This window comes from Butyrivibrio sp. XPD2002 (assembly GCF_000423945.1).
Classification (GTDB): domain Bacteria; phylum Bacillota; class Clostridia; order Lachnospirales; family Lachnospiraceae; genus Butyrivibrio.
Genome location: NZ_AUIY01000008.1, coordinates 100,912 through 125,958 on the forward strand (window position 1 = coordinate 100,912; position 25,047 = coordinate 125,958).

At 42.4% G+C, this 25,047-nt stretch carries 29 protein-coding genes; all 29 read right to left on the bottom strand.

Annotation, left to right across the window (positions count from 1 at the left end; genetic code table 11):
- Window positions 1-1,131 (bottom strand): three-Cys-motif partner protein TcmP, encoded by a 1,131-nt coding sequence (tcmP, locus tag G587_RS0105700; RefSeq protein ID WP_026491450.1) that lies wholly within the window; start codon window positions 1,129-1,131, stop codon window positions 1-3.
- A 61-nt stretch (window positions 1,132-1,192) separates the two neighbouring features.
- Entirely contained in the window at window positions 1,193-1,393 is a 201-nt protein-coding gene (locus tag G587_RS0105705) for a helix-turn-helix domain-containing protein (protein WP_026491451.1), read from the bottom strand.
- A 166-nt stretch (window positions 1,394-1,559) separates the two neighbouring features.
- On the bottom strand, window positions 1,560-2,420 hold the full coding sequence (locus G587_RS0105710) for a DUF6551 family protein (RefSeq protein ID WP_026491452.1): 861 nt from the start codon (window positions 2,418-2,420) through the stop codon (window positions 1,560-1,562).
- 1 nt (window position 2,421) lies between these two features.
- The gene (locus tag G587_RS0105715; RefSeq protein ID WP_026491453.1) at window positions 2,422-3,357 is read right to left on the bottom strand and encodes a hypothetical protein; all 936 of its coding nucleotides are present in this window, start codon (window positions 3,355-3,357) and stop codon (window positions 2,422-2,424) included.
- An 11-nt stretch (window positions 3,358-3,368) separates the two neighbouring features.
- Window positions 3,369-3,650: a hypothetical protein gene (locus G587_RS0105720; RefSeq protein ID WP_026491454.1), complete on the bottom strand. Its 282-nt coding sequence runs from the start codon at window positions 3,648-3,650 to the stop codon at window positions 3,369-3,371.
- Complete coding sequence (locus G587_RS21570) at window positions 3,637-4,452, bottom strand: hypothetical protein (RefSeq protein WP_051200790.1); 816 nt, start codon at window positions 4,450-4,452, stop codon at window positions 3,637-3,639. Before G587_RS21570 ends, G587_RS0105720 begins: the two co-directional genes overlap by 14 nt.
- Window positions 4,445-6,322, bottom strand: a complete 1,878-nt coding sequence (locus G587_RS0105730; RefSeq protein WP_026491455.1) for a recombinase family protein — start codon at window positions 6,320-6,322, stop codon at window positions 4,445-4,447. Before G587_RS0105730 ends, G587_RS21570 begins: the two co-directional genes overlap by 8 nt.
- Before the next feature lie 170 nt (window positions 6,323-6,492).
- Entirely contained in the window at window positions 6,493-6,834 is a 342-nt protein-coding gene (locus G587_RS24220) for a helix-turn-helix domain-containing protein (RefSeq protein ID WP_051200792.1), read from the bottom strand.
- A 132-nt stretch (window positions 6,835-6,966) separates the two neighbouring features.
- Window positions 6,967-7,260, bottom strand: coding sequence for a hypothetical protein (locus G587_RS0105740; RefSeq protein WP_026491456.1), 294 nt, complete (start codon window positions 7,258-7,260; stop codon window positions 6,967-6,969).
- 137 nt (window positions 7,261-7,397) lie between these two features.
- Window positions 7,398-8,417: an ArdC family protein gene (locus G587_RS21580; RefSeq protein ID WP_035785952.1), complete on the bottom strand. Its 1,020-nt coding sequence runs from the start codon at window positions 8,415-8,417 to the stop codon at window positions 7,398-7,400.
- A 37-nt stretch (window positions 8,418-8,454) separates the two neighbouring features.
- Window positions 8,455-8,748: a SpoVG family protein gene (locus G587_RS21585; protein ID WP_026491457.1), complete on the bottom strand. Its 294-nt coding sequence runs from the start codon at window positions 8,746-8,748 to the stop codon at window positions 8,455-8,457.
- Between the two features lie 164 nt (window positions 8,749-8,912).
- Window positions 8,913-10,094 (bottom strand): relaxase/mobilization nuclease domain-containing protein, encoded by a 1,182-nt coding sequence (locus G587_RS0105755; protein ID WP_026491458.1) that lies wholly within the window; start codon window positions 10,092-10,094, stop codon window positions 8,913-8,915.
- Window positions 10,095-10,195: 101 nt separating this feature from the next.
- On the bottom strand, window positions 10,196-10,474 hold the full coding sequence (locus G587_RS0105760; protein WP_155829437.1) for a hypothetical protein: 279 nt from the start codon (window positions 10,472-10,474) through the stop codon (window positions 10,196-10,198).
- Window positions 10,475-10,626: 152 nt separating this feature from the next.
- On the bottom strand, window positions 10,627-11,016 hold the full coding sequence (locus G587_RS0105765) for a plasmid mobilization protein (RefSeq protein ID WP_330364401.1): 390 nt from the start codon (window positions 11,014-11,016) through the stop codon (window positions 10,627-10,629).
- Window positions 10,916-11,311, bottom strand: a complete 396-nt coding sequence (locus G587_RS0105770) for a DUF4316 domain-containing protein (RefSeq protein WP_026491461.1) — start codon at window positions 11,309-11,311, stop codon at window positions 10,916-10,918. Before G587_RS0105770 ends, G587_RS0105765 begins: the two co-directional genes overlap by 101 nt.
- Window positions 11,308-11,532: a hypothetical protein gene (locus G587_RS0105775; RefSeq protein WP_026491462.1), complete on the bottom strand. Its 225-nt coding sequence runs from the start codon at window positions 11,530-11,532 to the stop codon at window positions 11,308-11,310. Before G587_RS0105775 ends, G587_RS0105770 begins: the two co-directional genes overlap by 4 nt.
- A 119-nt stretch (window positions 11,533-11,651) precedes the next feature.
- The gene (locus tag G587_RS0105780; RefSeq protein ID WP_026491463.1) at window positions 11,652-12,320 is read right to left on the bottom strand and encodes a DUF4366 domain-containing protein; all 669 of its coding nucleotides are present in this window, start codon (window positions 12,318-12,320) and stop codon (window positions 11,652-11,654) included.
- Window positions 12,304-12,573: a DUF4315 family protein gene (locus tag G587_RS21590; protein WP_035765106.1), complete on the bottom strand. Its 270-nt coding sequence runs from the start codon at window positions 12,571-12,573 to the stop codon at window positions 12,304-12,306. Before G587_RS21590 ends, G587_RS0105780 begins: the two co-directional genes overlap by 17 nt.
- Before the next feature lie 30 nt (window positions 12,574-12,603).
- Window positions 12,604-14,643, bottom strand: a complete 2,040-nt coding sequence (locus G587_RS21595) for a C40 family peptidase (protein WP_051200794.1) — start codon at window positions 14,641-14,643, stop codon at window positions 12,604-12,606.
- A 4-nt stretch (window positions 14,644-14,647) separates the two neighbouring features.
- Entirely contained in the window at window positions 14,648-17,008 is a 2,361-nt protein-coding gene (locus tag G587_RS0105795) for a VirB4-like conjugal transfer ATPase, CD1110 family (RefSeq protein WP_442855753.1), read from the bottom strand.
- 37 nt (window positions 17,009-17,045) lie between these two features.
- Window positions 17,046-17,447 (bottom strand): PrgI family protein, encoded by a 402-nt coding sequence (locus G587_RS0105800; RefSeq protein WP_026491465.1) that lies wholly within the window; start codon window positions 17,445-17,447, stop codon window positions 17,046-17,048.
- Between the two features lie 16 nt (window positions 17,448-17,463).
- On the bottom strand, window positions 17,464-18,330 hold the full coding sequence (locus G587_RS0105805) for a VirB6/TrbL-like conjugal transfer protein, CD1112 family (RefSeq protein WP_026491466.1): 867 nt from the start codon (window positions 18,328-18,330) through the stop codon (window positions 17,464-17,466).
- Window positions 18,331-18,480: 150 nt separating this feature from the next.
- On the bottom strand, window positions 18,481-18,693 hold the full coding sequence (locus tag G587_RS0105810) for a Maff2 family mobile element protein (protein WP_026491467.1): 213 nt from the start codon (window positions 18,691-18,693) through the stop codon (window positions 18,481-18,483).
- A gap of 507 nt (window positions 18,694-19,200) precedes the next feature.
- On the bottom strand, window positions 19,201-19,929 hold the full coding sequence (locus G587_RS0105815; RefSeq protein WP_026491468.1) for a DUF3800 domain-containing protein: 729 nt from the start codon (window positions 19,927-19,929) through the stop codon (window positions 19,201-19,203).
- A 135-nt stretch (window positions 19,930-20,064) separates the two neighbouring features.
- Complete coding sequence (locus G587_RS0105820) at window positions 20,065-21,810, bottom strand: VirD4-like conjugal transfer protein, CD1115 family (protein WP_026491469.1); 1,746 nt, start codon at window positions 21,808-21,810, stop codon at window positions 20,065-20,067.
- A complete protein-coding gene (locus G587_RS0105825; protein WP_026491470.1) occupies window positions 21,807-22,283 on the bottom strand; it encodes a PcfB family protein in 477 nt (158 codons plus the stop codon). Before G587_RS0105825 ends, G587_RS0105820 begins: the two co-directional genes overlap by 4 nt.
- Before the next feature lie 43 nt (window positions 22,284-22,326).
- Window positions 22,327-23,295, bottom strand: a complete 969-nt coding sequence (locus G587_RS0105830; protein WP_026491471.1) for a ParB/RepB/Spo0J family partition protein — start codon at window positions 23,293-23,295, stop codon at window positions 22,327-22,329.
- Window positions 23,255-24,076, bottom strand: coding sequence for a ParA family protein (locus G587_RS0105835; RefSeq protein ID WP_026491472.1), 822 nt, complete (start codon window positions 24,074-24,076; stop codon window positions 23,255-23,257). Before G587_RS0105835 ends, G587_RS0105830 begins: the two co-directional genes overlap by 41 nt.
- Window positions 24,077-24,092: 16 nt before the next feature.
- Entirely contained in the window at window positions 24,093-25,046 is a 954-nt protein-coding gene (locus tag G587_RS0105840) for a replication initiator protein A (RefSeq protein ID WP_026491473.1), read from the bottom strand.
- Window position 25,047: the final 1 nt, after the last annotated feature.

Here is a 25,047-nt window from a genome sequence, read left to right on the forward strand (position 1 = left end):
TTAATAACTCCTATCCGAAAATGTCATAGAACTTCGAGAAGTCTTCATATCAAATTCTTCTTTCAAAATTCTCTTTATTTTATTTAAATATCCTTCAGTTGGAAAAACCGGATGTTGTCCAAGATAATTCCATACTTCCATGTTTGGTACGTCTTTTTTTCCTCGAAAATGTCTATGAATATATAACGCTGCATCTCTAAGGTTATAACAAGAATCGTCTTCAGGAGTTTCATACATTATATTTCCGTCCTTGCCAAAACATAATTGCATCTGATTCTCACTATTATGCGTATTTTTCATAGAAGATCGATCCCCAAAGATCTTCCACGCCGTACTTTTAAATAACTCGAAGCCTCTTTTATGTCTAGTACAATGGAGCAAATTATAGACAACCGCATTATTACTATTGAAAAAAGGAAATACTGCTATATGATAATCACCTTCTTTTCTTCCTGTACTATCGGTAATTATCTTCTCTATTATCGTTTCATATGCGTTCCTATCACTACCTACTGAAATCAAATCATTAATTGTCATCTTATAGGTGTCTTCATATTTTTTTACAACTTCAGGCTTTTTGGCAGTTTTTGCTGCCCTAATAGTATCTGAAACCATATGATTAATAATAACTTCACCCCAATTTTTCAAAAAAGGGTCAAGTGCCTCCCAATCTATATGCGCATCATAAGGATCATAGACGAGTAAAAAATGCATTCCTTCAAATGTTGATTTGAACTGAGATGCAATTTTCTTCAACATAACACTCGCGTCCATCACATCTGTATATATATGAAAATTATCTGTCTGCTTTGGAAGTCGTGTACTAAGTAAATCAATCTTTTCAGACTGAAGATCATTAAAATACAAATATGCTTGCTTTTTTGCATATGTGTTCATAGCATCCGCAATAATTTTTGATACTCTTAGCGCTGTTCCTTCGATTTCTTCTCCTTCCTCCGTCTGATAAACACCACTATTTGACATGCAATCTATATATACGATACCTTTACATTTTTCTATTTGCATTATTATTTGAACCCACGACTTAACGTACTCAGAAATCAACTCAAATTTCTTAATACTATGTGGCGACGCAATGCTAATGACGTCATTTTTCTTGGACCCCGCCATAATACTCTCCCTCCAAAACATTTCATTTCTTTAGTTTTTTATATCCCCGTAAGCCCTTATATCAAAAAATAATTTCAGCAATATCATTTAACTGACACTTAAACTCCTTGCAGATTCGCTCCAATACTTCCATCTGCACATTTTCGCCTTTCTCAAGTTTGGTGATAGTCGCATAGCTTAAGCCCGTCTTTTTGATTAGATCTTTTCGCTTCATATCTTTATCAATCATCAGTTTAAAAAGCCTCTTATACGATACTGCCATAAATTGCTCCTCTAACCTTTTACAAATAGCTCAACAGAGCCCATTACACGTCTTTTATATTTTACCACAAACTTGTAACAATCACTCTAAAAATCTCGCGTTCGCACTAATAAAAAAAGCAATAAAAAACAGGCCACAATTGTATAGCCTGCTTTTTTTAAATTCATCATGATGCATCCTGCTCAACTTCACCCTCTGCATCATATTCCTTATTCTCTTTTTTCTTCCCGCCACCAGTGGCCTTCACCGAATACAGCTTACTCCACTGCAGCCCCGGTTTCATACGCTTGTTGTACACAACCAGCATTGCTTCCGCAAACCCAAGCGATCCCGGTCGCCGCTCCTTTGCATTCTTGGTGATATCCTTGACAGATACAACTCCAAGCTTTTCCTTGAAGGTGGTCTCTTTGAGTTCATCACCAAAGCTGTTCAGAAGCCTTGCCACTCCGTTCATCATATTTGCTGAGAAGGACTTCTGCTCGCCTTCCCAGGTCATGATAATAAGTCTTAGCACACGGTCTAGTACATCATATCCATATTTATCATAGATATTTTCAAGAGCTCCGACTGCACATATGCCTCCAACTCCGGCTGATGGAAGGATTTTAAGCTCATAGGACTCCACAAGCCCCTTGATCAGAAGCTCCTTATCATTACCCGCCTCGCAATTTGCATTGAATATTTCGTATGGCGACAAGGCTTTGACGTTCTTCATCTGATTAGCAAAGATATCTGCTTCTTCGTTGTATTCCAGATCATCATATATCATACACCAGACTGGTGTTTCCCTGCTCTCTGATACCATGGCTATTATTTCCGCAGTATGCTGTCCGTTGAATACATAGTTAATTCCGTCTCTTCTGCTGACCTTTATGGGATTGACCTGGTTTATGTCAAAATTGGCAGCCGCTCTTCTTACATGCTGCATCGAGAGGTTACGCTGATAATCCTGATTCGACACAAGATCCTTTATAGGGATAAGCTCAAAATGCACATTGGGTACAAAATCATTATATTCTTCGTTCATATTAGCCTGTCCTTTCTTCCAGAGAACACTGAATCTTCTCAATCATGTGATTCAACGAAACCAATTCTTTGGATAACCGTATACGCGCCTTAGTCGTGATCTTCGTAAAATCAGCAGTTTTATTAACCCTCTCTATCGATGATACCCACGATCCTATGGTCATGCATAAACTGTTTACTTCAGAATCCGGATCATATGCAGGCATCTGCCTGATAGTTCCCGCCTTAGGTACCCGTTTTTCCACCTCGCGTTTAGCTTTTGGGAGTGAATTCTGTATTCTAAGATAATTCCATTTGATCTCGTTTCTGATATCCTGAAGTGTAAGTTTTTCCACCTTATCATTTTCTACTACCTTGGCAATGATCCTTATTTCTTCTCTTCGCAGCCTCGACAATTCCACCACATTTTCATGGGACACCTTCACCTTCCCCAATAAAATATGTTTTGCAAATTCATTATCTGTATCAAAAATGATGTCCATGGCTGCAGCATAATTGTTGTATTTCTTTACAGTTCCGCCTGAAATTCCAAGTTTAAGCCCCAGTTCATCAGAAAGCCGCCCTTTCATCATCGATCTTTTAAAAACATCCCGCTTCTCAATTAGCTCCTTGTAATGATATAGCTCTCCAATCAGGTATTTTCTGTATTCTTCACACAGATCATCCCTCTGAAGCTCTTTTGTGCAGATATAGTAGGCGGCACTGTTTCTGCCATTAAAGCAATAGATTTTTATCGTTTCCTTTATCCCATGCTGCTTGCACAGTTCATACTTTTCCTTGTCATTGAGATGCATGTGCTTCCAGACATGCACTACTCTCCCATCTTTATTTTCCAATATTGAAGTAAGGAGCTGCTGCTTTGCTTCCTTGGAATATGGTTGAACATAGCGCTCGAATATAGGATCCAGACTATAATTGCTCTGATTATTATTTTCCATATGTTTTCCCTTTACAGGTCATCCTGCCTTTCTACAGCTTCAGCATTTTCCATTCTGAAAATTGCCACATTACCATTAAAACTTACCCCCGGTATGCAATACGTTGAATCCCCATCATTGGAATCTATTAGATCAGCCAGCCTATGAACCAAAACCTTGCTATAAAACTCGCAGTCTCCATCATCGTCATAATCTATTCTGTGAACGTCCTTCATGAACTTATGATATTTTCTAATAGCTATGACCGCACTTGATGGATTAACCAGTATCTGTATAAATTCAGGTTTCCCCAAGCTCCGTAACGTCTGCTTGTGTATCCGGATCCTGTTCTTCCTCAGATCCAGCGATATTGCTATCGGCATCGTCTTCATGAGGCCTTCCTCCCTTCTCTTCTTCATCCCTCTCAATACAGAACACTGTATACTCATTGAATATGCTTATCTGAACAGTATCCTGATGCTCTGTGGCAGGAACACCGAACTGATTCTTCCAGCTTTCCGGAAACAGCGCCTCCCTTGTATTCACTTCCTCGCCAGCCTTTTTCTTCCTATAGGTCTTGGCATCATTCAGGTCAAAAACAAAAACCTGATCTGTCGCAGTCCTTATAAGTTTTCCCAGAACCTGATATTTATAATTTGCACTCCACCCCATAAGCCTTAATACTTTTGCATAGAAAATCTTACATGTAATCTGCCTTGGCTTTCTTTTTGCTGAGCTCTCTCCCGTTGCCCATCTGAGAGAATCCTTCGTATCCTCTGTGCACGGCCTTACAGCTAGTTTCTTCTTTTCAGGATTAACCAGGAACTGAACATATTCCACATTCGGAAGTTTTCTAAGACACGCCACATTTACATATACCTTTTCATTATTCAGTGTTACTGAGGGTTCAAAAAGATGGGCAAAGAATTCCTCCCTTACAACTTCAAAGCCTTCATACGAAAACTCCTCTACAGTCTCTTCTCCCACATGTGCATTTCGTTCTTCCTTTGAAATAGGTTCTTCCTTCTTAGCATTTTCAGTATCCTTGCTTTCCTGAGATATCATATCCATTAAAGGAAGTGTCTCCTGCTCCATTACTGTTATCTCTTCACTCATTCCCCACTCCTATATCCCCAAGAATCTTTGATATATTCCTGGCTGCCTCCTGCTGCGATGTTACATTTGTTCCCGTAGCCTTGAACAATTCACCATCTTTATCAACTTCCCAATCCTGATCTTCAGGCTCCACTTCATCAAAAAGTGCTGTGCTTTTGTAATAATCATCCCCGAAGCTATTAACCCACTTTGTAGGATAAGCCGGGATTTTTTTACCCTTTTTCTTTGGCTGCGCTTCCCCATCAATGTTTTCATCTGTCTCTGACTCAATTTCGTCATCATCACTGATTGCATTTTCATCAACATATAAAACAGCTTCATTTGCGTTGAAGATCAGAACCGACTCCCCATCCTTACGATGCAGATGTCCAAGAATCTTGTAACTTGCATCCTTTCTCCATCCAAAGATTGTGAACAGGACAGGCAAAAAAGAAGCCCCACTAATTGTCTTTTTAACAAGTTCCCCTTCACGTTGTCCGCTCCATACAAAATAGTTCTTGGACTGAGCAACTGCTTTTCGGACTCCCAATATCTTCTTCCCGGGATGCACAAAGATCTCTATCCTGTTTGTTCTGTCCATCTTCTCTATAGCACTTTTATTAAAAGTCATATGTGTGCTTGTCATGGTTAGCGAAGGTTGTCCTGTCACAGACATGAACTGCGTTCTTACCAGCTCATATCCCCTAAGATCGAAGTTTCCCTTTTCAACTCCAATCTCAAGTGGCTTTGCAGGCACCTTGTACATATCCCCATCAACGCTGTCACTTGCCATGTAATAATCTTCTTCAGCAAAACCGGCCCATCTGGGATGTATTGAAACAAATCCTTTTAGTATTCCTGCAACTATCACCCTCATCTCAGGAAAATAACCTTTGTTTCCGTATTTGGCATTCCGGAGGAGCTTTTGTACTGCAAAGAAATCCTCTCTTGAAATAATGGCTTCATGATGATTCTTTCTTCTATACTGATTTCTGTTATGCCGGTTCTTCTTGCTCTTATGATCCAAGTAATTTGGTGTATAGGTTTTCCTGGCAAGAACATCACCGCAATATCTTTCATTGGTCAGAATCTGCTGGATTCTGCTGGAAGACCATGTACTATTCCCCTTCTTTGTGAGCCTCTCAAGCTGTGTAAGTGCATCTGCAATCTGCTGAGTAGTATATCCATAGAGATATGAGAAAAATATAAGACGAACGGTTTTTGCCTCTTCCTCATTAACTATCAGGTTCCCTTCATCATCATGGTCATATCCCAGAAGTACCGGAGTTAAAAATATTCCTCGCTTGAATCTCGCCTCAATGGATGCATTTCCTATTTCAGACTTTGTGTGGCTCTCCTCCTGTGCCAGCGTAGCTATAAAGGAAAGTGCCATTTCAGAATTCTCATCCAGAGTGAAGATGTTTTCCGTTTCAAAGAACACTCCGACCGGAGGATCCAACGTCTTTAGCCGCCTCACATAACTTATGCAGTCCACTATATTTCTTGCAAATCGGGAAACACTTTTGGTAACAATGATGTCGATTTTTCCTTCATTACAATGATTTATCATCCTGATGAAGTTGTCCCTATGCTGCAGCGAAGTGCCTGAAATACCTTCATCTGCATATATATCAACAAGATCCCAGTTAGGCTTTTCATTGACCATGTCTTCATAATGATTCTTCTGAAGCTCATATGAAGATGTCTGGTGAGGATCATCCGTCGATACGCGAGCATAAACCGCTACACGTTTATGTACTTCAGATTTATAAAAATCCTCCTTGGGCTTAGCCGGTATAACATCTATCAGTTCTTCATTGACACCTTTATATCTTTCCCTGATCTTTTGTTTTATGGCATCTTCATCTTTGGATTTCTTGTCATTTCCCAACGCTGCTACCTCCCGACATCTCTCATTTACGGCATTTAAGTACTCCGTAATATGAAAATAATATTAATAATGTTTTTTCACCACGTGCTGTAGGTTAAACTGCTCGTGCTATAGGTTAAGTTTTTGTATTTTTTTTGCAAAAAAATAAATGGCAGCCGTTTGGCCGCCACCTACTTTGTACTTACTATGTCCACTATGGAATCAAGATTATCAAGGAGTCTGCTCTGTTCATCCAATGTATATTTTGATATCCGTTTTAAGAATGCTGATTTCAATTCCTTCACATTGGTCATGGTTATCGAAGCAGGATATATGAAATCATTCACAGTTACCCCGAGAACCTCTGCAATATCAGCCAACTTATCAAGACTTGGTTTCTTCAAAGCTCTTTCCATTTCACTTATGTATGCTGATGAAGTTCCGATGGCAAATGCCAGATCCTCCTGTGTCAGATCAAGTCTCTCACGATATTCTTTTATGCGCTTTCCAACAATTTCATAATCGATTTCCATTTGTTCACCCACTCAATAATCAAAACAGTAGTAATAGCATTTCTTCTGTAAAGATTATTTTGATCTTTGATGCAAATCAATGTTGCCGATTATGTAAAAGGCTGCAAATTAATTGCAACCCCGTTTGTGAAATCATTTCTTCGCGTTCCATTTTGCTTTGTTTATTTCCTTCATCCGCCTGCTGGCATCCTCCCTTGATTTCTGAGAATTCTGCGCAGGATTATGAAACCTGACATAACCTTTAGGAATCTGATAGTATTTATCAAATCTGGTTTCCTTTGTCAGCGCATAGAGTTCCGGGTACCTGGTACATAACTGATCAAGCCTTTTCATCACATCCGGATCTCTGGTATAGACAATCGCAAATGGCTCTTCCTTGTTCCAGTTAACAATGGTTTCACATTCGATTTTTAAAAGTTCGTCCATAACTAACCTCCAGGACACAAATTTGACCTCCAAAACATCGTCAGCTGATGATAAAATGACACCCCAAAAAGTTCGGATGGACTATTCCTCCACCAGCAATTTCAAAATACATTTTCATCGTCAGCTGACGATAGTTTTTACATTGCCATCTCCATATCTTTCTTTGGCTTGACAGCTTTAACCTCTGAGTGTTCTGCTCCCTTTGCAGAAACATGCTTATCCATGAAGTTCTTTTTCTCCTTACCAATTTCATCAATACCAAGTTCTGCATTGATTTCCTTGATAAGGCCTGATGCAGTTTTCTTTATTGTTTCCATGGAAGCTTTAAGCTCTTTTGCATCTTTATCCTGACTCCAGGAAGCGATATATCCGAATGAATACTCAGAAGTATCTATTCCATAATGCTGGCACACAACATATGCTACGGATTCCGCGATCTGCTCAGCATCATTACGCGCTCTTTTCTCAAGCCCCTCCGCTGCTATTTTATCCTTATCATCCAGCCTGCTGTGGACCTGTTCATGGATCAGCGTCTTGATGGTCTGTACCTCAGACATTCCTTCATTGACCACGATCTTCTTTTCACTCATGTTGTAGTAACCTTTTACATCACCTGGAATCTCATGGTACTCGATCGGCACAACAGAAACCGCAGTAAGTGCAGCGATCATCTTTTCATAATCCTCCACACTTCCTCCAAGCTCCTTGCAGCCTATGGTCGGAAGTTCTTTTCCATCCGTATCCGATACATCAAATACCGTTGTGACCTTAAATCCCGACATCTGATATTCCGGTTTTTTCTCTGCCTGGACTTTCTGGTAATCCTCAAGAGTCTGTCCCGGTGCAAGTATAGGGATCATATTTTCTCTGTTTGGCTCCTCTGCCTTTTTGACTACAGGAGATATGATCTTAATACCCTTTGCGCCTTTCTTAACATATCTGCCAAAGTTCCTGTTCCACGCCTGGTACCCTGCAACCAAAGTAGCATCCGGTCGCTGCATGGCTATGAGCAGGGTATTGTTGAAACTGTAAGTGTGAAACTTAGACATTGTGGTCAAATATGCCTTATAGTTTTCAGAATTAAAAAGATCCCGGAGTCCCTGTTCAAGTTTCTCCGAGATCTGGTCTATTTTGGATTTCTCATAATCTTCAGTCATAACGCTCCCCCTTTCAGCATATTCTTGTAGTCAAAGATCACACCTCAAAGTTTACGTCCTCACCAATCTCCAGGCTGTGAAGCACATTCTCCTGTAATCTTTCTCTAAAATCCTTTGTCACAGGATAAGCGATGTCCTTGAACTGGGCCTTTCCGTTTTCATCTGTGGTCTTCATCTTATAGCTGGGCATCGAGATAAAAAGATTCCCGGCCTTGCTCTCCACGATGGAAATATTTCTTACAGCAAAGCTGCCTCCAAAGGTTACTGTCGCAACTCCCCTTACTCCGTTTGTTGTCTCCTCAAGTGCTCTTGTTCTGATATCAATTCTCATGACTTTTGTCTCCCCTCATTTTGAAAAATAGTGTGTTTGTGTTTTCAGCTTTTTTGAAAAGCTCTGATGATTTTTTCTTCCGGGCTGTTAACCCGGGACGACCACAGCCTATGGCTGGGTCGCATGCAAGCAGTGCATTTGTCGGGCAAATGCGATTTCTGCTTTTACAACGAGGTCTCCGACCTCGAGCTGCGGCTCTGCTTCGCCTTCGCCTTTTCTCTCTCTTCTGCCTTCTCACGCTCCAGCAGAAGTTCGAGGTTCTTCCTTGCAATAAGGAAGTCCTTTTTCTCTTTCCGCATGCGGACATACTCCTGAAAATCAGTTTTATTGACAGCAAGTAGCTCGACGTATTCATCACGGAGTTCCTTCATTTTGGGAAGCTTTCCGTCGGAAACAGTATCAAAGATCTTCTTCGCCGCTTTATGTCTTTCGATCTCATCCTCATGTTCGGCATAGAACTTTTTACTGTATCCGCTATTCCTGTATGCGGTATAGGTATCCCTGGTCTTGGAATAATCTATGATGGCTTTTTGAAGTTCCTTGTTTTCCTTCATGGCAGTGTTACGGGCTTTTATCTTTTCATTCAGGACATCGATATCTGCTTCCATGGAATCCGTCATTTTTACAAGTTCCTCATAAGAGGAAATGCCATGTTCTTCCAAAAACAAAAGCACCTTGGCACGCTGCTTTAGGTTGAACTTCCTTGCCCAGTTTTCATAGCCCCTGCCTTTTCCCTCGCGCATCTTTTTCTCGATATCAACAAGGAAGCTTAGGCTGTTCTGATCAAGGGCGCGATTCCCGGAGCGATGCCTTTTACTGTTTTTGTTTCTGATATTTTCTTCATATCTGCTCTGGATCACTGAGAGATTATTCTCCAGACAGAGAATGTCGGATATTCTTGAAAGTGCCAGTCCTGAAAAATAAAAATTCCTGAACCTGCTTTTTCCATCGATGGATACGGAGTTGAAAACGATGTGATTATGGATATGGTGTTTATCCGTATGCGTGGCAACCATGAAAGCATGCCTTCCTTTTGTGAAGCGCATTGCAAGATCGTACCCTATCTCATTTGCCTTTTCAGGAGTGATCTCCCCCGGCTTAAATGACTGTCTTATCTGATAGGCGATAACATCTTTTTTATGCGGTCTTCTTACATTGTCCTCATAGATTTTTCTTGAAAGAAGGAATTCACCGACGATTGTTTTGGGATCACAGCCGTAGGTGCTGATATACTTTTCATCCTCAGTCTTCTTCTCATCCCTGACATAATCAATGCAGCGCTTAAGGCACTGGGCAACAGATTTTGTCTTAACATGATGAAGTGAAATAAGCCTGGTTGCTGCCATGATCGGTCCCCCTTCTTTCGTTTTCCCGGCAATAGAAAAAGCAGCCCATATTTATGAAAAATACAGACTGCCTTTATAGTCATATCCATTGTCTTCAGTTATCAGAAATCCTGGTAAAGCTCCACCGCCATCTCGATCAGATGCTCACAAAGTCCAATGGCGAGCATCGCTGCCATTACCATCATCCCTGCAATGAAGGTCATCACCACTCCAAAGATGCAGTGGGTCGCAAAGCAGTAGATGATAAGGATTGTCCCGGCAAGGAACATCATCCCTGCAACAAATCCAGAGATATTCACAAACATCTTTGCAAACATGTTTGCCGTGAACACCATAAGGAATAACGGAAAAAGCAGAACCTTCAAAACAATTCTCATCATACCCATCGCTTTACCTCCAGTCTTTAAATCATGTCACCTGCGATTCCATAGAAAACAAGTATCCGTTCCTGATATGATAATGATAAATTTGAAAAACTTATCTGCCAAGTTTGTCATTTAGGAAGTTCTTACATATCCATGCTTTATGTCATTTATCTGATCTGCGAAAAAGCTATCATCATGTTTTTTGTATGCTCCCAGATTTCATCAAGTCTCTTTTTCAGATCTTCCATATCTGCAGCATATACATCTCCGAAAGCATTTGCCTTTTTCGCATACTGGTTAAGATTGTTGGAACACATGCGAAGGAGATACACGATCTCACTAAAGTCATCCGTCTTTAATCTCACACAATACCCGTCCAGCATCATCTTCCTGATATACATGCTCATGCTGCTGACACCGACCTCATCCATCTTGGCGATAAGTCTTGCATATTCCTCATCTGTCAATCTGACAGTAACTTTGTGCGTGCGCTCTTGCATGTCTTCTCTCCCCTGCAATCCTCTCAGCCTCTTCAGCTTTTGCCTTTGCTTCCTCATACTCCCTGGCTTTTCTTCCGGACAGCTCCGTGTCATCACCTTCCAGGATCCTGTCCAGATCTTCCAAAAATTCCAAAGCCCAGGCAGGCACAACTCTCAGATCATCCTCTTTTATTTCAGGAACCGAGTTGATCACTCCGTCAAAGTTATTGTCATTACCTTCGACTGCATCCTCCACAGTTTTGAGATAATTCTTTTTCGAATGGATAGTATGCTGTTCAAGGATGGACTCTTCTTTTTCTGTAAGTTCCTCTTCCTTGTTCAGCCTGTCGTTTGCTATATCAAGTCCGCTCATGCCAGCACTCCTTTCGCTTTTTTGTAGTTCTCCAGTTTCTGAAGAACTGATTCCCTGCCATCCTTTTTACCGTGTTTTATCAGCTGTTTCTTTTTTTCCGCTGCTTTCTTTCTGGCATCAATAACCTCACCCATCCTGAAGCTGTAGCTTGAAAGACGGTTTGAGATGATGTCCACTTTTTCCTCTGCAGTCATCGGCATTCTTACATCTGCTTCCACCATGATGATTCCCTCCTCTCATGAAAACAGCTGCAGATCAAAGCATCTGCAGCCGCATTTTTTTCAGGACAATTCATGGATTCTTATGAATCTCTAATGGCACTGCCCTTTTAATATCCTGATTACTCTTCAGAGTCCTCATGCTCTTCTGGCATACTGTCGAGTACACTCTTTTCCTCTTCCTCCTGGAAATCCTCATCAGGATCTTCCTTTTCCTTCTTTATGAACTCGTCCTTATTGGAGTAAATATAAAAGCCACCTGCACCAGCCATGAGTATCAGTATCACAATGAGAGCCGCTTTGGATCCTCCCTTCTTAGGCTCCTCAGGTTCGGGCTCAGGCTCCTCTTCTTTAGGCTCTTCCACCACAGGAGCAGGTGTGACCTCTTCATCAGTTTCACCCTTCAGTTCCTTTATCTCATCCTCATCAAGAAGTGACAGGATATCCCTCTCATCAACAAGATTAAGGAAATGAACTGTATTCTCACCCTGATCATCACGGTCGATGATGATATAAAAGATATTTCCGTTCTTCGTCGTGACAGTGATGAACTGCTTTCCGCTCTTTTCAGGACTGCCATAGTCATCAACTATGGTAAGGTTTCCCTCGGGAGTAAGAGGTCCCATCTCCTCTTCCGGTTCCTCCACAGGCGGGTCGGGTTTCTCTTCCTCAGCTTCTACAGCCTCCGGATCAACAAAGGCTTTTGCAGTGATGTTATTGCCTGTAATACAGAACGCTGTCAGCGCAAACACCGCTGCGCCAAGTATAAGTATTTTAGTCTTCAGTTTCATCTGTGATCTCCTCCTCATCGTTATTAACTATCTCTCCCACACTCTTATCCCCGGGCATGTTTCCCTTTGTGTAGGCGATAAGCTTCTGTAATTCCGCAGGAGTGATGTCGGCTGCCTTCATCATCTCATGGACGGCAGTCTTTTCCTCCTCCTGACATTTCTTTTCAAGAGCCCTGACCTTTGCATCAGCCTCGGCTCTTTTCTCTTTGGCCTTCGCAAGTTCGGCCTTGTATCTGTCTAATCTCTCAAACATGTCTCCCCCTTCTGGCAGCTGCTTTTCCATTTAAGGCAAACGCCCGTAGCATAAAAAGTGATTCTGCCAGTACTTTGTATTTACCGATGCATAGGAAATGGGATTTCCGCAGTGTATCATCATGCCGTCCCCGACATAGATTCCCACGTGGCTTGCACCGGGTGTATCATAGGTTCCCTGGAAAAAAATAAGATCCCCCGGCTTTGCTTCTTCCGGTGAGATCTGTGTACAGAATTTCCTCAGTCCCTGTGCAGTTGTCCTTCCCACGTGCCATCCCGTGTGATTGAGCACCCAGCATACAAATCCCGAACAGTCAAAGCCTGTCGTGGGATTGCTGCCTCCCCAGATATACGCTCTTCCAAGATACTTTTCAGCTTCAGCTATCATCGCTGCAAACTGCTGGTCAGTGAGTGCTTCTCCCGGAACATGATACTCATCATCATCTCCGTCTCCGTAGATATCCTCAAAGAGATATTCCTTGTTACCACGGGTATACATGAGAAGTTCGTAATGCTTTTTCTGTTTATCCGTCATACCCGAGTGCTCAATGACATGATCAAGTCCCTTGTTATCGAGCTTTACCTTCAGGATCTTTACTGTGTACTGCTCATCAACCTCATAGGTATACTGCTCATAGTACCCGCCATCAGCGTGGTTTTGATCCTCCACCCACCTTAGTCCAATCTTCTGGACTTTCCTAGTCCTTGTCTCCTGTCTCTCCGAATAGGTGAGCTTGTACTGCTTTTTGAAGATCTCCTTAATGATGTTCTTCATGTCCTTCCGTTTGTAATCGTCATACTTGGCGGTAAGGAAAGCTGCAAGCTGATAGGGATCATGTCCTGTCTCATCAAGCTCGTACTCGTATTCATCATATCCGGGATAAAGCTCCGGGGTCTTTGAAATGGTATCTTCAAGGTCTTCCTCGAGTTTGCGGTAGTCCTTTTCAACGCCTTTGATATCCTCATCGTAGGCACTGTAAGATGATGTCGCACCTCCATCGTTCATGGCAGGCATAACAAGTGCGCAGCTGGACATAAGGGTACACAGCATGATTATCATGAGCATTATGATGATTATCGCCACAAAAAGCTTGGGATTTTCCTCAACAAAGGCAACAATCGCTGCTGCAAGGTCACTGAGTTTTTCTGAGATCTTCTCAGCTATCTCTTCCAGTGTTGTAAGGCCGCCTCTTGCTGCCTCGCGCTCCTTCTCCCTCTCATAATAGGATTTCCTTCTCTTCTTTTTCTGTGCTGCCCTGGACTTTGGATTTGACCCGTCCTTCGGATTCTGCTCGTTGGAATTCTTCCTTTCTTCCCTGTGCTCACGCTTAAGCTTCCTGCGGTATACGCTCTCATTAAACCTTCTGCCAGCTTCTTCCGTGGCCCGAATTCCTTCACGGATTGCATCATCACCTGAATTGTCATCGTCTGTTCCGTCAGGTGTACAGGCACTTCCAACAACACTTGTGGCTGCAGACGCTGCAAGACCGGCTGCTCCGATAACACCATGAGATATGCCCGAGGTAGTTCTCCTCATAGCATCAAGCCTTGATCCGGGAGTGCCTGAAGTGCTCTTGCCAAATACATGGCTCGCCACAACCTCAGCCTGATATACATTGGACTTCTCAGCTTCAGATGAATTCATGAATGATATATGCTCAGCGAATTCTTTATGGGATTCATCTGTGATCTGTGACATATTTCTGGAATAGTTATCCTCCTGTATATGTCTGTTTTCTTCAATCATCTGAGCCTTTATACCAAGCAGCTCCTCAGATTCTTTTCTTCCTTCAAGCACTTTCTTCCTCTGCTTTGCACGGATCCTTCGTTTTCTGATTTCCTCCCTAGATATGCCTGTCTCATCCATCCCGGAGGTTCCCAGAGGATCACTTATGACAACATCATCCTGATTCTTCTGCCCGTTACTGCCATAAAGGCGCCTTACCTTATTCTTTTCATCGCTGTCCGGAATGTTCCTGCCATCCCTGCCGCTTTTAAGCTTTTTCCCATACTCAGCCTTCAGGGAGGACTTCGTGCGAAACTTACTCCTGTAATACTTTCTGTCATTCAAGTTTTTATGCTCCCTTCTCTTCCTTATACTGTGCAATCTCATTCGGTTTGGTTGTAAGTATTCGGTACAGCTCTATGTCTGTAGGGAAGTGGTCTGCGAACGGCAGTATCACGTTTCCAAAAAATAACAGCCCTTCACCTTCACCCGCCTGGGTTACGTATGAGAGCTGATGGTCACTGATGCCAAGTTTTCTGGCAAGTATATTTCTGTCTCCTGTCGCCTGGTTCAGCATATATATGAATTCGCAGTTCTCCAGGATATTCTCTATCTCAGGAGATGACAGGAGGTCCTTGACGTTCTGCGTGATTGCTGTCGGTATTCCGCCCCACTTACGGAATCGCTTGTAGATTTCCACGCTGTAGCTTGCGGTCTGCTTCTCCCTCAGGAGTAGGTGGAACTCGTCCATATAGTAACGTGTACTCTTTCCGGATTCACGGTTTGCTGAAACCCTGCCCCAGACCTGATCCTCAACGATCAGCATTCCAAGCTTCTTAAGCTGTTTTCCAAGCTCCTTGATGTCATAGCAGATGAATCTGTTATGGATATCAACGTTTGTCCTGTGATTGAATACGTTGAGGGAACCCTTTACATAGATCTCAAGTGCAGTAGCAACATTCCTGGCTTCAGGTTCACTCTGCTTTAACAGCTCATTGTACAGATCCTCCAGAATCGGCATGTTCTCAGGCCTTGGATCCTCAAAGTATCTGTTGTATATCTTATGGACGCATCTGTCTATGACGGTTATCTCTATTGGCATGAGGCCGTCCCTTCCTCCAAGGACAAGTTCGCAGAGGGACAGGATAAACTCAGCCTTCAGTGCTATGGGATTGTCATCGTCGGAATAGTTCTGGTTGATGTCCATGGGATTGATATACTGTGTGGAATTGGCACTTATCTTGATTACCTGGCCGTTGAATTTATGGACAAGCGGGGAATACTCTCCCTCAGGATCGCATACTATAATATCATCGTCCGTTGCGAGCATGACGTTTGCCATCTCACGCTTTGCTGAGAAGGACTTTCCCGCACCCGGTGTCCCAAGGATAAGTCCGTTGGGATTCTTCAGCTTCTTTCTGTCAGCCATGATAAGGTTATTTGAAAGGGCATTAAGTCCGTAATATAGTGACTCCTCACCCTCCTGGAAAAGCTCCTGGGTCGTGAACGGGATCATAATCGCTGAGCTTGATGTTGTCATGCCGCGCTGTATCTGGATATGGTTACGTGCAAGCGGAAGGCTGCTCATAAGTCCCATCTCCTGCTGGTAATCAAGTCTTACCAGAATGCAGTTATGCTTCTGTGCTATGCTCTTTGCCTGGAAAACATTATTCTCAAGCTCCCTCTCAGTCTTACCCGTATTCATGATAAGGAAGGTTATTAGGAACATTCTCTCGTTCTGTGACTGCAGCTCGCGGAGAAGTGCCTTGGCATCCTTACCATAGGTTGCAAGATCTGAGGGAATTATGTCCATGTCATACCCGGCTCTTACAGCCTTTTTCTGCTCCTCGATCTTGTTCCTATCTAGCTCCGTTATCTTACGCTTGACGTTCTTTATGGCCTGATTCTGGTCAATTGACTGCATGTGTATACTGAGCACCTGCGATGAATCCATTGAAAGGAAATCTGCCAGCATCTCATCATTTATCTCGGATGCCGTTATCGAAAGGAAGCTCATCGCACAGTACATGTCTCCCATCTCAAAACTCTTTTTCTTCTGGAATGCAAAGCTGCTTGGAACGATGAAGTCCTTGGGACCAAGTCCTCTTTCACTGCACCACTTCCAGTCAAACATGAACCTGTCATCATCTCCCATATGGAAAATGTCATGCATGAGCTTAAGACGCTCCTTGCCGTTTAGGGTATTTGCCATGACACCGAGATGCTTGAAGTTATTCATTATATCTATCTCGATATGGTTGAGCCTTGGCTTTGCCTCCCTTATGGATGATGCATGGATTCCGAATGTTAGGTACTTGGTCTTTGTAAGACCGTTGTTACCTTTTTCAAGCTGCCTCTTCAGTACATTTGAATACTGATCCCTTGTGACGTTGAATCCGTCCTTCCTTAAGGGTATCCTGATACTCTTTTCAAAAGCTGTTGCATCCGTACTTACGTTAAGAAATGTCAGCACGAATTCCACTGAACTGTCAAAGAAGTTCAGGAAACTGCACCACTCCTCAAACATGATTGTCTTGTCCTCATCCTGGGCGAGCTTGTAGTTGATGTCCTGGAACTGGATCGTCTTTGAATAGAAATCCCCTTCCTCCCTGCATATGCCGCTGGGAAACATCCTCTCAAAGGTCACGGATTCCTGGGCGGAGTGGGGAACATCGTCCGATTTCTTCGCATTATCAATGACCTTCTTTATCTGCTTCTTCTCCTCGGATGAGAGGCGTGCCGGAACCTTAAGGTTTCTTTTCTTTTTCTTTCTGAACAAATGAAACAACAATGTCCTCTACCTCCTCCTTTAGTTTTCTCTGCCTCATGAGGGCAGCGTAGTAATTCTCTGTCCTGTATGGTCTTATCCTGGGTCTTTTGAATCTCCAGACGATCATGTGCCGAAGGATGGTCTCACAGTTCATGCCGTCCTTTTCATAAAGAGCCACAAAAAAGAAGGGCATCATCACCGCCATCATCGCAAGTGTTGATGCACTTATGTTTTCCGTCATCTTCTTTGTAACAAAAAACAGGGGAACTCCCACGAGTGCCCCAAGCGAAAAGCATATAATCTGTCTTTTGGTAAAACCGAATACTATCTTTTCCTTGACCCTTGTAAGATCCCTGGGTACTGATACGAAATTTGCCATTTTTTTCTGTTACCCCCTACCTTGCACTGAAAATACTCTTTGAAAGGGAACTTGTTTTCAAAAGGGAAAAGCACAGAAGCACCGTATATCCCAACACTCCCCACATGGATCCGACTATGTCATCCGTAAAGGCAACAGACTGTATAAGGGCTGCGTAAATCCCCATGCACACCATGATGAGGAAACCCTGGAATCCAAGTGCGATAAGTCCCCTTAAATAATTCTGTCCAATCTGGCTCTGCTCCCTGTTGCCGAATGTAGCAAAGGGTATGGGTGCAAGACTGATCATGAGATATATTTCCACCATTCTTCCGTAGACGACCACGAAGATGAATGCAGCTAGTATCTGCGTTGCCAGATTTACAAACAGCACCTGGAAGAACAGTCCAAATATGGCTGCCAGATCCATCGCTTCAATCGTAGCCCTCATACCAGCAAGAGCTGAATCATCAACAGCCGTCGACCCCTGTATCAGAGCACCACTACTGTTTACAACATGCTGAGCCACATCAAACACTGCCATGCTTATGTCGAAACAGTTACTGATGAGCATTACTGCTATGAATGTCTTGAAGATCCATTTAAAGAATATCCATGTCTCAAAATTTGCCAGGTTATTGTGCGCTATGATGAGCTGGATCAGTTCATAGCAGGCGATGAATGTCAGTACCATACCTGCTATTGGCATGATCACGCCTTCCGACAGTTCCTTTATCAGGTTGAAGACATTTGCCTGAAACGCCGCGGGTGTTGTCGCAACCTGTGTGGTCACTTCACCCACCTGGTTATTGACACTGTCGAACATGCCCTGTAAAACGCTCATAACCCCGTCAACAAGTAAAGACTTAAGCCAGGAGGTCAGTTCTTCTATAACTCTGTCCATAGATTATGCTCCTTTGCTTATTTTTAAAGACCAGAGTCAAGACTCGGAAATGCCCTTTACCGGCATCTCCGCCTGGCTCTGTATGATTACCATATGAAATTTTCAGTCCTGCCACTTGCTATAGCGCGGCAGGCCGCGCTTTCCTGCAAATCAGAAAAGGTTTGCAAGAAGAGGAATAAGCTGGGTTCCGATGAGGGCAACACCACCGCCCGCCATGAGCTGCTTCATACCCTGAGACTTCGCGCCCGGATTGTCATTTCCGTAACCTTCAAGAAGGTTAACCACGCCCCATGCTCCAAGACCTGCACCAAGGGCAACTACTACTGTCTGTAATGATGTTACTGCGCTCTGAAAAAATTCCATTGTGTTCACCGGGATCCCCTGTGACAGAACAATCGCAAAGGCTATTAATACCAAATGATAGCCCGTTTTATAGAGAATAAACGGATCACTTGGTCCTTCTCTGAACTGTTCTATCGGGATTCCCACGCCCGAAACCCACGCCTCGTACTCTATTTTCATAATCTCATCTTCATCCGTACCTCTTTCTTCATCTTCCTATCTTCATCCAAAAACCGCGCCGGCTTTCGGACTACTCTCCTTTCTCGATTTAAAATATGATTGATAGTTTCGTTATGCCTTCCTCCCTGTGCACCTGAATTTGGGCATAAAAACAGACCAGTAAGTACCGGACGTCTCCGGCCTTTGCTGGCCTATGTAAAATTCTATATACAACAAAAGACATCCCATATCTGGAATGCCCTTCTAACAAAAACGCTGGACCGGACAGCTTACATCTGCCTTACATCCTCATGCGGTTTGCAACGATTTACTTTGCTGATTTAATATTAACATTAAATAGGATTTTAGTCAAAAATTTAGTTTGATATCATGCGCCTCAGAAAAGTCAAAAATATCATCACCACATAAAGAATCCATCCATAATTTGATATTTTCAGCGCTATTCTCATCTTTCTTTTCAATATTTCTGTAAAAAGTATTTGCTACAAAGTCTGCTAATTGAACAAGTTTTTCATTCTTGGAATCTGTATAATTTGCGGCAAACGAATCACAAATTGGGTTGGACATAGTCAGCTGCTGATTCAGGTATTCCTCCAAGTTATACTTTGCTCCAGTTGCAACATTCTGTTCATCAAGGAGTATCTCAATTTTACCTGATCCTGTCATATATTTGCTATGCTTTCTATAGCAACTATCGAAATATACCTGAACAAGATAATTAAATGCCCTAGCATGATTTTCAATGAATTTGTCAGTTGCATAATTATTGTCTAAAACGATTATTCCTAGCTCAAGAGTATCTTTTCCGTGTGTTAACACATGCTGATATATCTGTAATTTTTTTCTCTCAGATATATCAGATCCCTTAATCTCTTTGTTCTTAATCAGTGTCTCTTTTCTTTTGCTATCATTCTTTATTAGTTGTGAAATTTTCTTCTTAAACAGCCTACGTATTGCGGTAGGATTATCCGTAAATAGCATGGCAATAATAAAATATCTATTATTGCTTATATTTGTTTTAGTAATACTACCTGACTCATCCACATACACATAAACTGTATTTTTTACTTCTTCCATTTAGTCCTCGCAAAGCGTAAAAATTCATGTCCCTAAAGTATATAATCATTCATTTATAAACTCAATACATTTTTGATAAGGCAGAATGCTACAAAGAATGATACTTCATAGCCAACTTCTGCCTCATCACTATCTTTACACCTCTACTACATCATATAAATCCTCATCCCTAAGTGACATCTTTGGAATGAGATTCTTCTCTATGTCATATTTGTTCTTGGGGTTATACTCCGCTGTCTCCTTATAGTGCGGATGCTGCGTTACATCGTATTTATCCGACAAGAACGGTCTCACACCTCTAAGTTGCAAGATGCACTTTCCACCATCCATTACCGCTATCTCATCTATGGACATGAGATCCTTACCTGTCTTCTGGTAATTCATGGAGTACGATGGATTGTTACCCTTACTCTCCCCGGTGTTGTACATGTCTATAGTTTCCTTGCCAAGGATCTGGTTAAGATCTTTCAGAGTGGTCTGCTCTGTACCGCCAAGGAATAGCTGTGAATCCATGTTGCCGACAATAGTATCTGCATTATCTTTGTAAATAGCCTTGAGCTGTGATTTTGCCTGAAGGAACAGACATGCACTTATCTCACGGCTTCGAATGGTTGCCACAAGCTTCTCAAGATGCGGTATCTGTCCGATATTCGCTGTCTCATCGATAAGACATCTCACATGAACAGGGAGTTTACCACCATAAACATCATCTGCCTTTTCACAGAGCAGATTAAACATCTGACTATAGATCATAGCAATAAGGAAATTGAAGGTCGGATCTGTATCACTCATGATAAGAAATAGAGCTGTTTTCCTATCTCCCAGCATATCAAGGTCGAGTTCATCATACCTTGTTATTTCACGAAGCTCCTCGATATCAAAAGCAGCAAGTCTTGCTCCGCAGCTTATAAGCACTGACTTCATGGTCTTGCCCGCCGCCATCTTGAACTTTTTATACTGTCTTACTGCGAAATGATCCGGCTCCTTGCGCTCAAGATCCCTGAAGAGCATATCCACCGGACTCATATAATCTTCATCGTCTTCTCTAACATCCGATGCATTAAGGAGCTCAAGCAGCGTATTGAAGTTCTGCTCCTCATAGGGAGCAACATAATAGATATAACCGATCAGAGCCGTATAGAGCAGCGTCTCCGCTTTCGTCCAGAATTCATCACCGGACTTTCCTTCACCTTTTGTATTTGAAATAAGCGTATTTACCAGTTTCAAAATATCCTTTTCGGAATGGATATAATGCAGCGGGTTATAATGCATGCTCTTTTTGAAATTGATGGTGTTGAACACTTTAATATCGTACCCATGCTTCTTAAGGCAGTTGCCAGTTTTGATAATGAGGTCCCCTTTGGGATCGGTTATTACATATGAACTGTGCATCTGCAGTAGATTAGGTAACAGGAAAAATCGTGTTTTACCTGATCCGGAACCTCCGACAACAAGAACATTTTTATTTCTTGCGTACTTGGGGTTCTTGGGTCTGCTCTCCATGGATAAGCGTTCAGTCTGAGTCAGTATGACATTATCCTCAAACTTTTGAGCCATATATGGCTCAATATCCTGAGCTGTTCCCCATCTTGCTGTACCATATTCAGCACCTTGTCTGTATTTCTTTGCATGCTTACTTCTGTATATCACAACCAGCTTGAAGCCTGCACCAACTGCTGCGCCAATCATCATATCAAAAGGATGAAGACTGGGCAAAAAGTTCGCCATTGCAACCGGTATTTCCTGTATCAGCGAATTGATTCTGTCAGTAGCATTTGTCCCTGAAGAAAGTCTCCAGGCTTCTCCAAGATTTGTGGCAACAAGCCCGATAAGCAGATACGGAAGATTAAGAAGGATAAGACATTTCTGTTTACGTGTCATCTGATCATCTCCTTTACTTTAACTTTGGCTTTGATAATCTGCTCCTTTGCCTTTTCCTTGTAGATGCCAAGCTGCCTTATTACGCTGGGTCTGTCTTTCTTGAATGCTCTTGTTTTTTCAAATTCATCCATGACTGCTTCAAGCGCATCCATGTCCTTTGCCTTAAAGAATGCTGTATATACAGGTGGATCAGCAAATTTATCCTTCGTTATTGCAAAATCTACCCCATATCTTTTAGCTATACGCTGAAATTCCTTTATACCCTCATCACCGATAACCATACTTGTGGCACCCTGATCCTGACTAAGGAGCTGCTTTACTGTCTGCTTGCCCCTATATCTTTTGGGTCCCATCATCTGCTTTCGCCTTTTGTGATTAATAAATCCCCTGACTGCCCCCACCAGACATCTCATGGAAAGTTTGCCTGTCCTGATAGCCAGGTTTACGGTTTTCTCTTCAACCGTTTCCTGCATAAAAATCTCCCCCTCTCTAACTATCAGCTGGCTTTATCCGTGGTCACAGGTGTTTTTCATGCATTCTCTTTTTCTGCCACTGATCAAGCAGCTTCACAATTGTATCCTCCATCTGTTTTGGAGTGTATGACTTCGGAAAATATTTCCTTAGGATATCGTTCTTTATTGTAACTCTGTCCACATCTGACTTTTTCTCTTCTGACATGATTACATTCATAGCCTCCTGCGTTATACCTTCTTCAAGTGCCTGCTTCTTTATGCGCTGGGCCTGAGACAGTGACGGCGTAGACTGTGAGAAATCCATTGCTTCAAGGAGCTGACGTTGCTGTGCTTCATCCAGGAATGAAATCTCAACTGCCGGATTGAAGCCAATCTGCTTGTTATCGACCATATCCAGGATTTCCGGAAGAAGATTGGTAAGACTGATATATCTCTGTACTTGTCTTGGACTATCTTCTGAGTTTTTCGCAACAACATGGTCCGCGCGATAATTCGTGCCAATTTGGCACGAATTTTCTTTCGTAGGTCTTCCCGCTTTTCTACGCACAGCATCCAACTTCATTTTGTATGCCCACGCTTTCTCACTTGGCAAAAGCGATTCTCTTTGCAGATTGGCATCTACCATCAAAATCGTAGCGGCATCATCATCCAGGTCTCTTACAATACAGGGTATTGTTTCCTTTCCAGCAATTTCAGAAGCATGACATCTTCTATGTCCTGACACAATCTCATACCCGCCTTCACTTCTTGGTCTAACAATTGCCGGAGTGAGTACCCCGAACTCTTTGATGCTATCAACAGTTTTAGCCATCTCCTCATCATCCAGAACCTTAAAGGGATGGTTCTTAAATGGATGGAGATCCGATATAGAAATATCAACAACCTGTTCTCCCCCTTTATCAAACTGTTCTTTGGCCTTATCGTCTCCCTGGCTATTATTCAGGCCATCCCCATCCGTCTTGAAAATGTCATCATAACTCGTAAGCTGAATGTTTCCGCGCAATTTCTGCATTTTTCAGCACCTCCTTCGTTAGCTGCCTGTATGCCACAGCCACTTTTCCCTTCGGATCATGCTTATAAATACTCTTTCCAGCTGCACTTATCTCTGCAGCCCTCACTGAATGCGGAATCTCCGTAGCATAGACATTGATTTTTCCACCATAAACATTTCTCACAAGTTCACTGATTTGTTTGGAATAATTGGTTCTCCCATCAACCATGGTAAGAAGAATGCCATCAATCTTCAGTCCCGGATTCATCTGCCTCTTCACCTTGTTTACAGTCTGAAGAAGCGCCTCCAGTCCTTTTGCTGAAAGATACTGAGCCTGCATCGGAATAATCAGTTTATCTGCAGCTGTCATGGCATTTATGGTCAGCATTCCAAGTGATGGGCTGCAGTCCAACAGAACAGCATCATAATTGTGTTTTACAGAATCGATATATTCCTTGAGGATTCTCTCCCTGCCCATGGCATTTACAAGTGACACCTCCATTCCGGCCAGAGAAATATTAGCAGGCATGAGATCCACACCTTCTGTATGATGGATTATTCCCTCACCCGGTTCTATCGGTATTTCCTGAAGAATATTTGCCATGATGTCTGTTATTGTCACCGGAATATCATCCGTCATTGGATATCCTAGGCTTATAGTCAGGGAACCCTGTGGATCCATATCAACCAGCAGAACCTTCTTGCCTTCATCAGCCAGTCCGATCCCGATATTCTCTGCACTCTGGGTCTTCCCCGTTCCTCCCTTTTGATTTACTAGGGCGTATACTGTGCCTTTACTCATTTGTTTTTCTCCTAAACTAAAAATCGCCCCTGTATAAGTCATGGTTAACCTGTGACTCATAGTGGGCGTCAATCGTTAATGGTGCGTTATAAAGTGCTGCTATCAGATACTGTCTTATATTTCGAATGTCATTAGTGACGGTCTTAAGTGAATCAATCACGTATGCAACATGCCTGTATTCAAGGTTTCTAAACTGATCTTTTACGAGCTCAGGTTTCTTCCTGGCTCCACCAATGATGTAATAATCAACATCATCGGATAGAACATCTACAATCAGGTTAGCCGTCTGATCAATAAGGTCTTTGCTATACGGGAATCGCTGCTTAAGAGTGTCAGCATCTATTTTCTCCATAACAGACTTTTTTAATTCTGTTATATCAGACATGTTATCTTCTCTTATCTCATCGCATCGTATCTTATCTGCTCCATCCTCAGCCTTATATCCCGGAGGGTATATTCTGATGAGATTGGATGAGATAAGATTATTATTCTCAGTATTACTAAAATCAGTATTATTAATCTCAGTATTATTACATTGCGATTTTCGCATTTCTTGAGATTCGATTTTCACATCCCTAGAAGTGCGATTTCCGCATGTCTTGGAATGCGATTTTGACATGTCTGAAAGAATTTTCTTCACATAAAGAAGTGCCGCCTTGCCCTGTCCCTGATAAGTCCTGTCAACAAGTCCAATATCGACTAACTGTTTCAAGGTTTTACCGGCTTTACCATTAGCACAGCCAATTGTCTTCTCGATTTCCTCTATCGTGTAGATAATATACACTCTTCCTTTTTCATCAAACCACTTATTATCTGCGGATAGACTCATTCTATCGAGCAATAGGCCATACAGAATTTTCGCATCACTGCTTAATCTCTTAAACCTGTCATCTGTAAACAAAAGCTTTGGTACCCTTATAAAACTAAAAAGATCAGCTTCCTGTCCGTAAAAATATTCAAAATCAGCCATT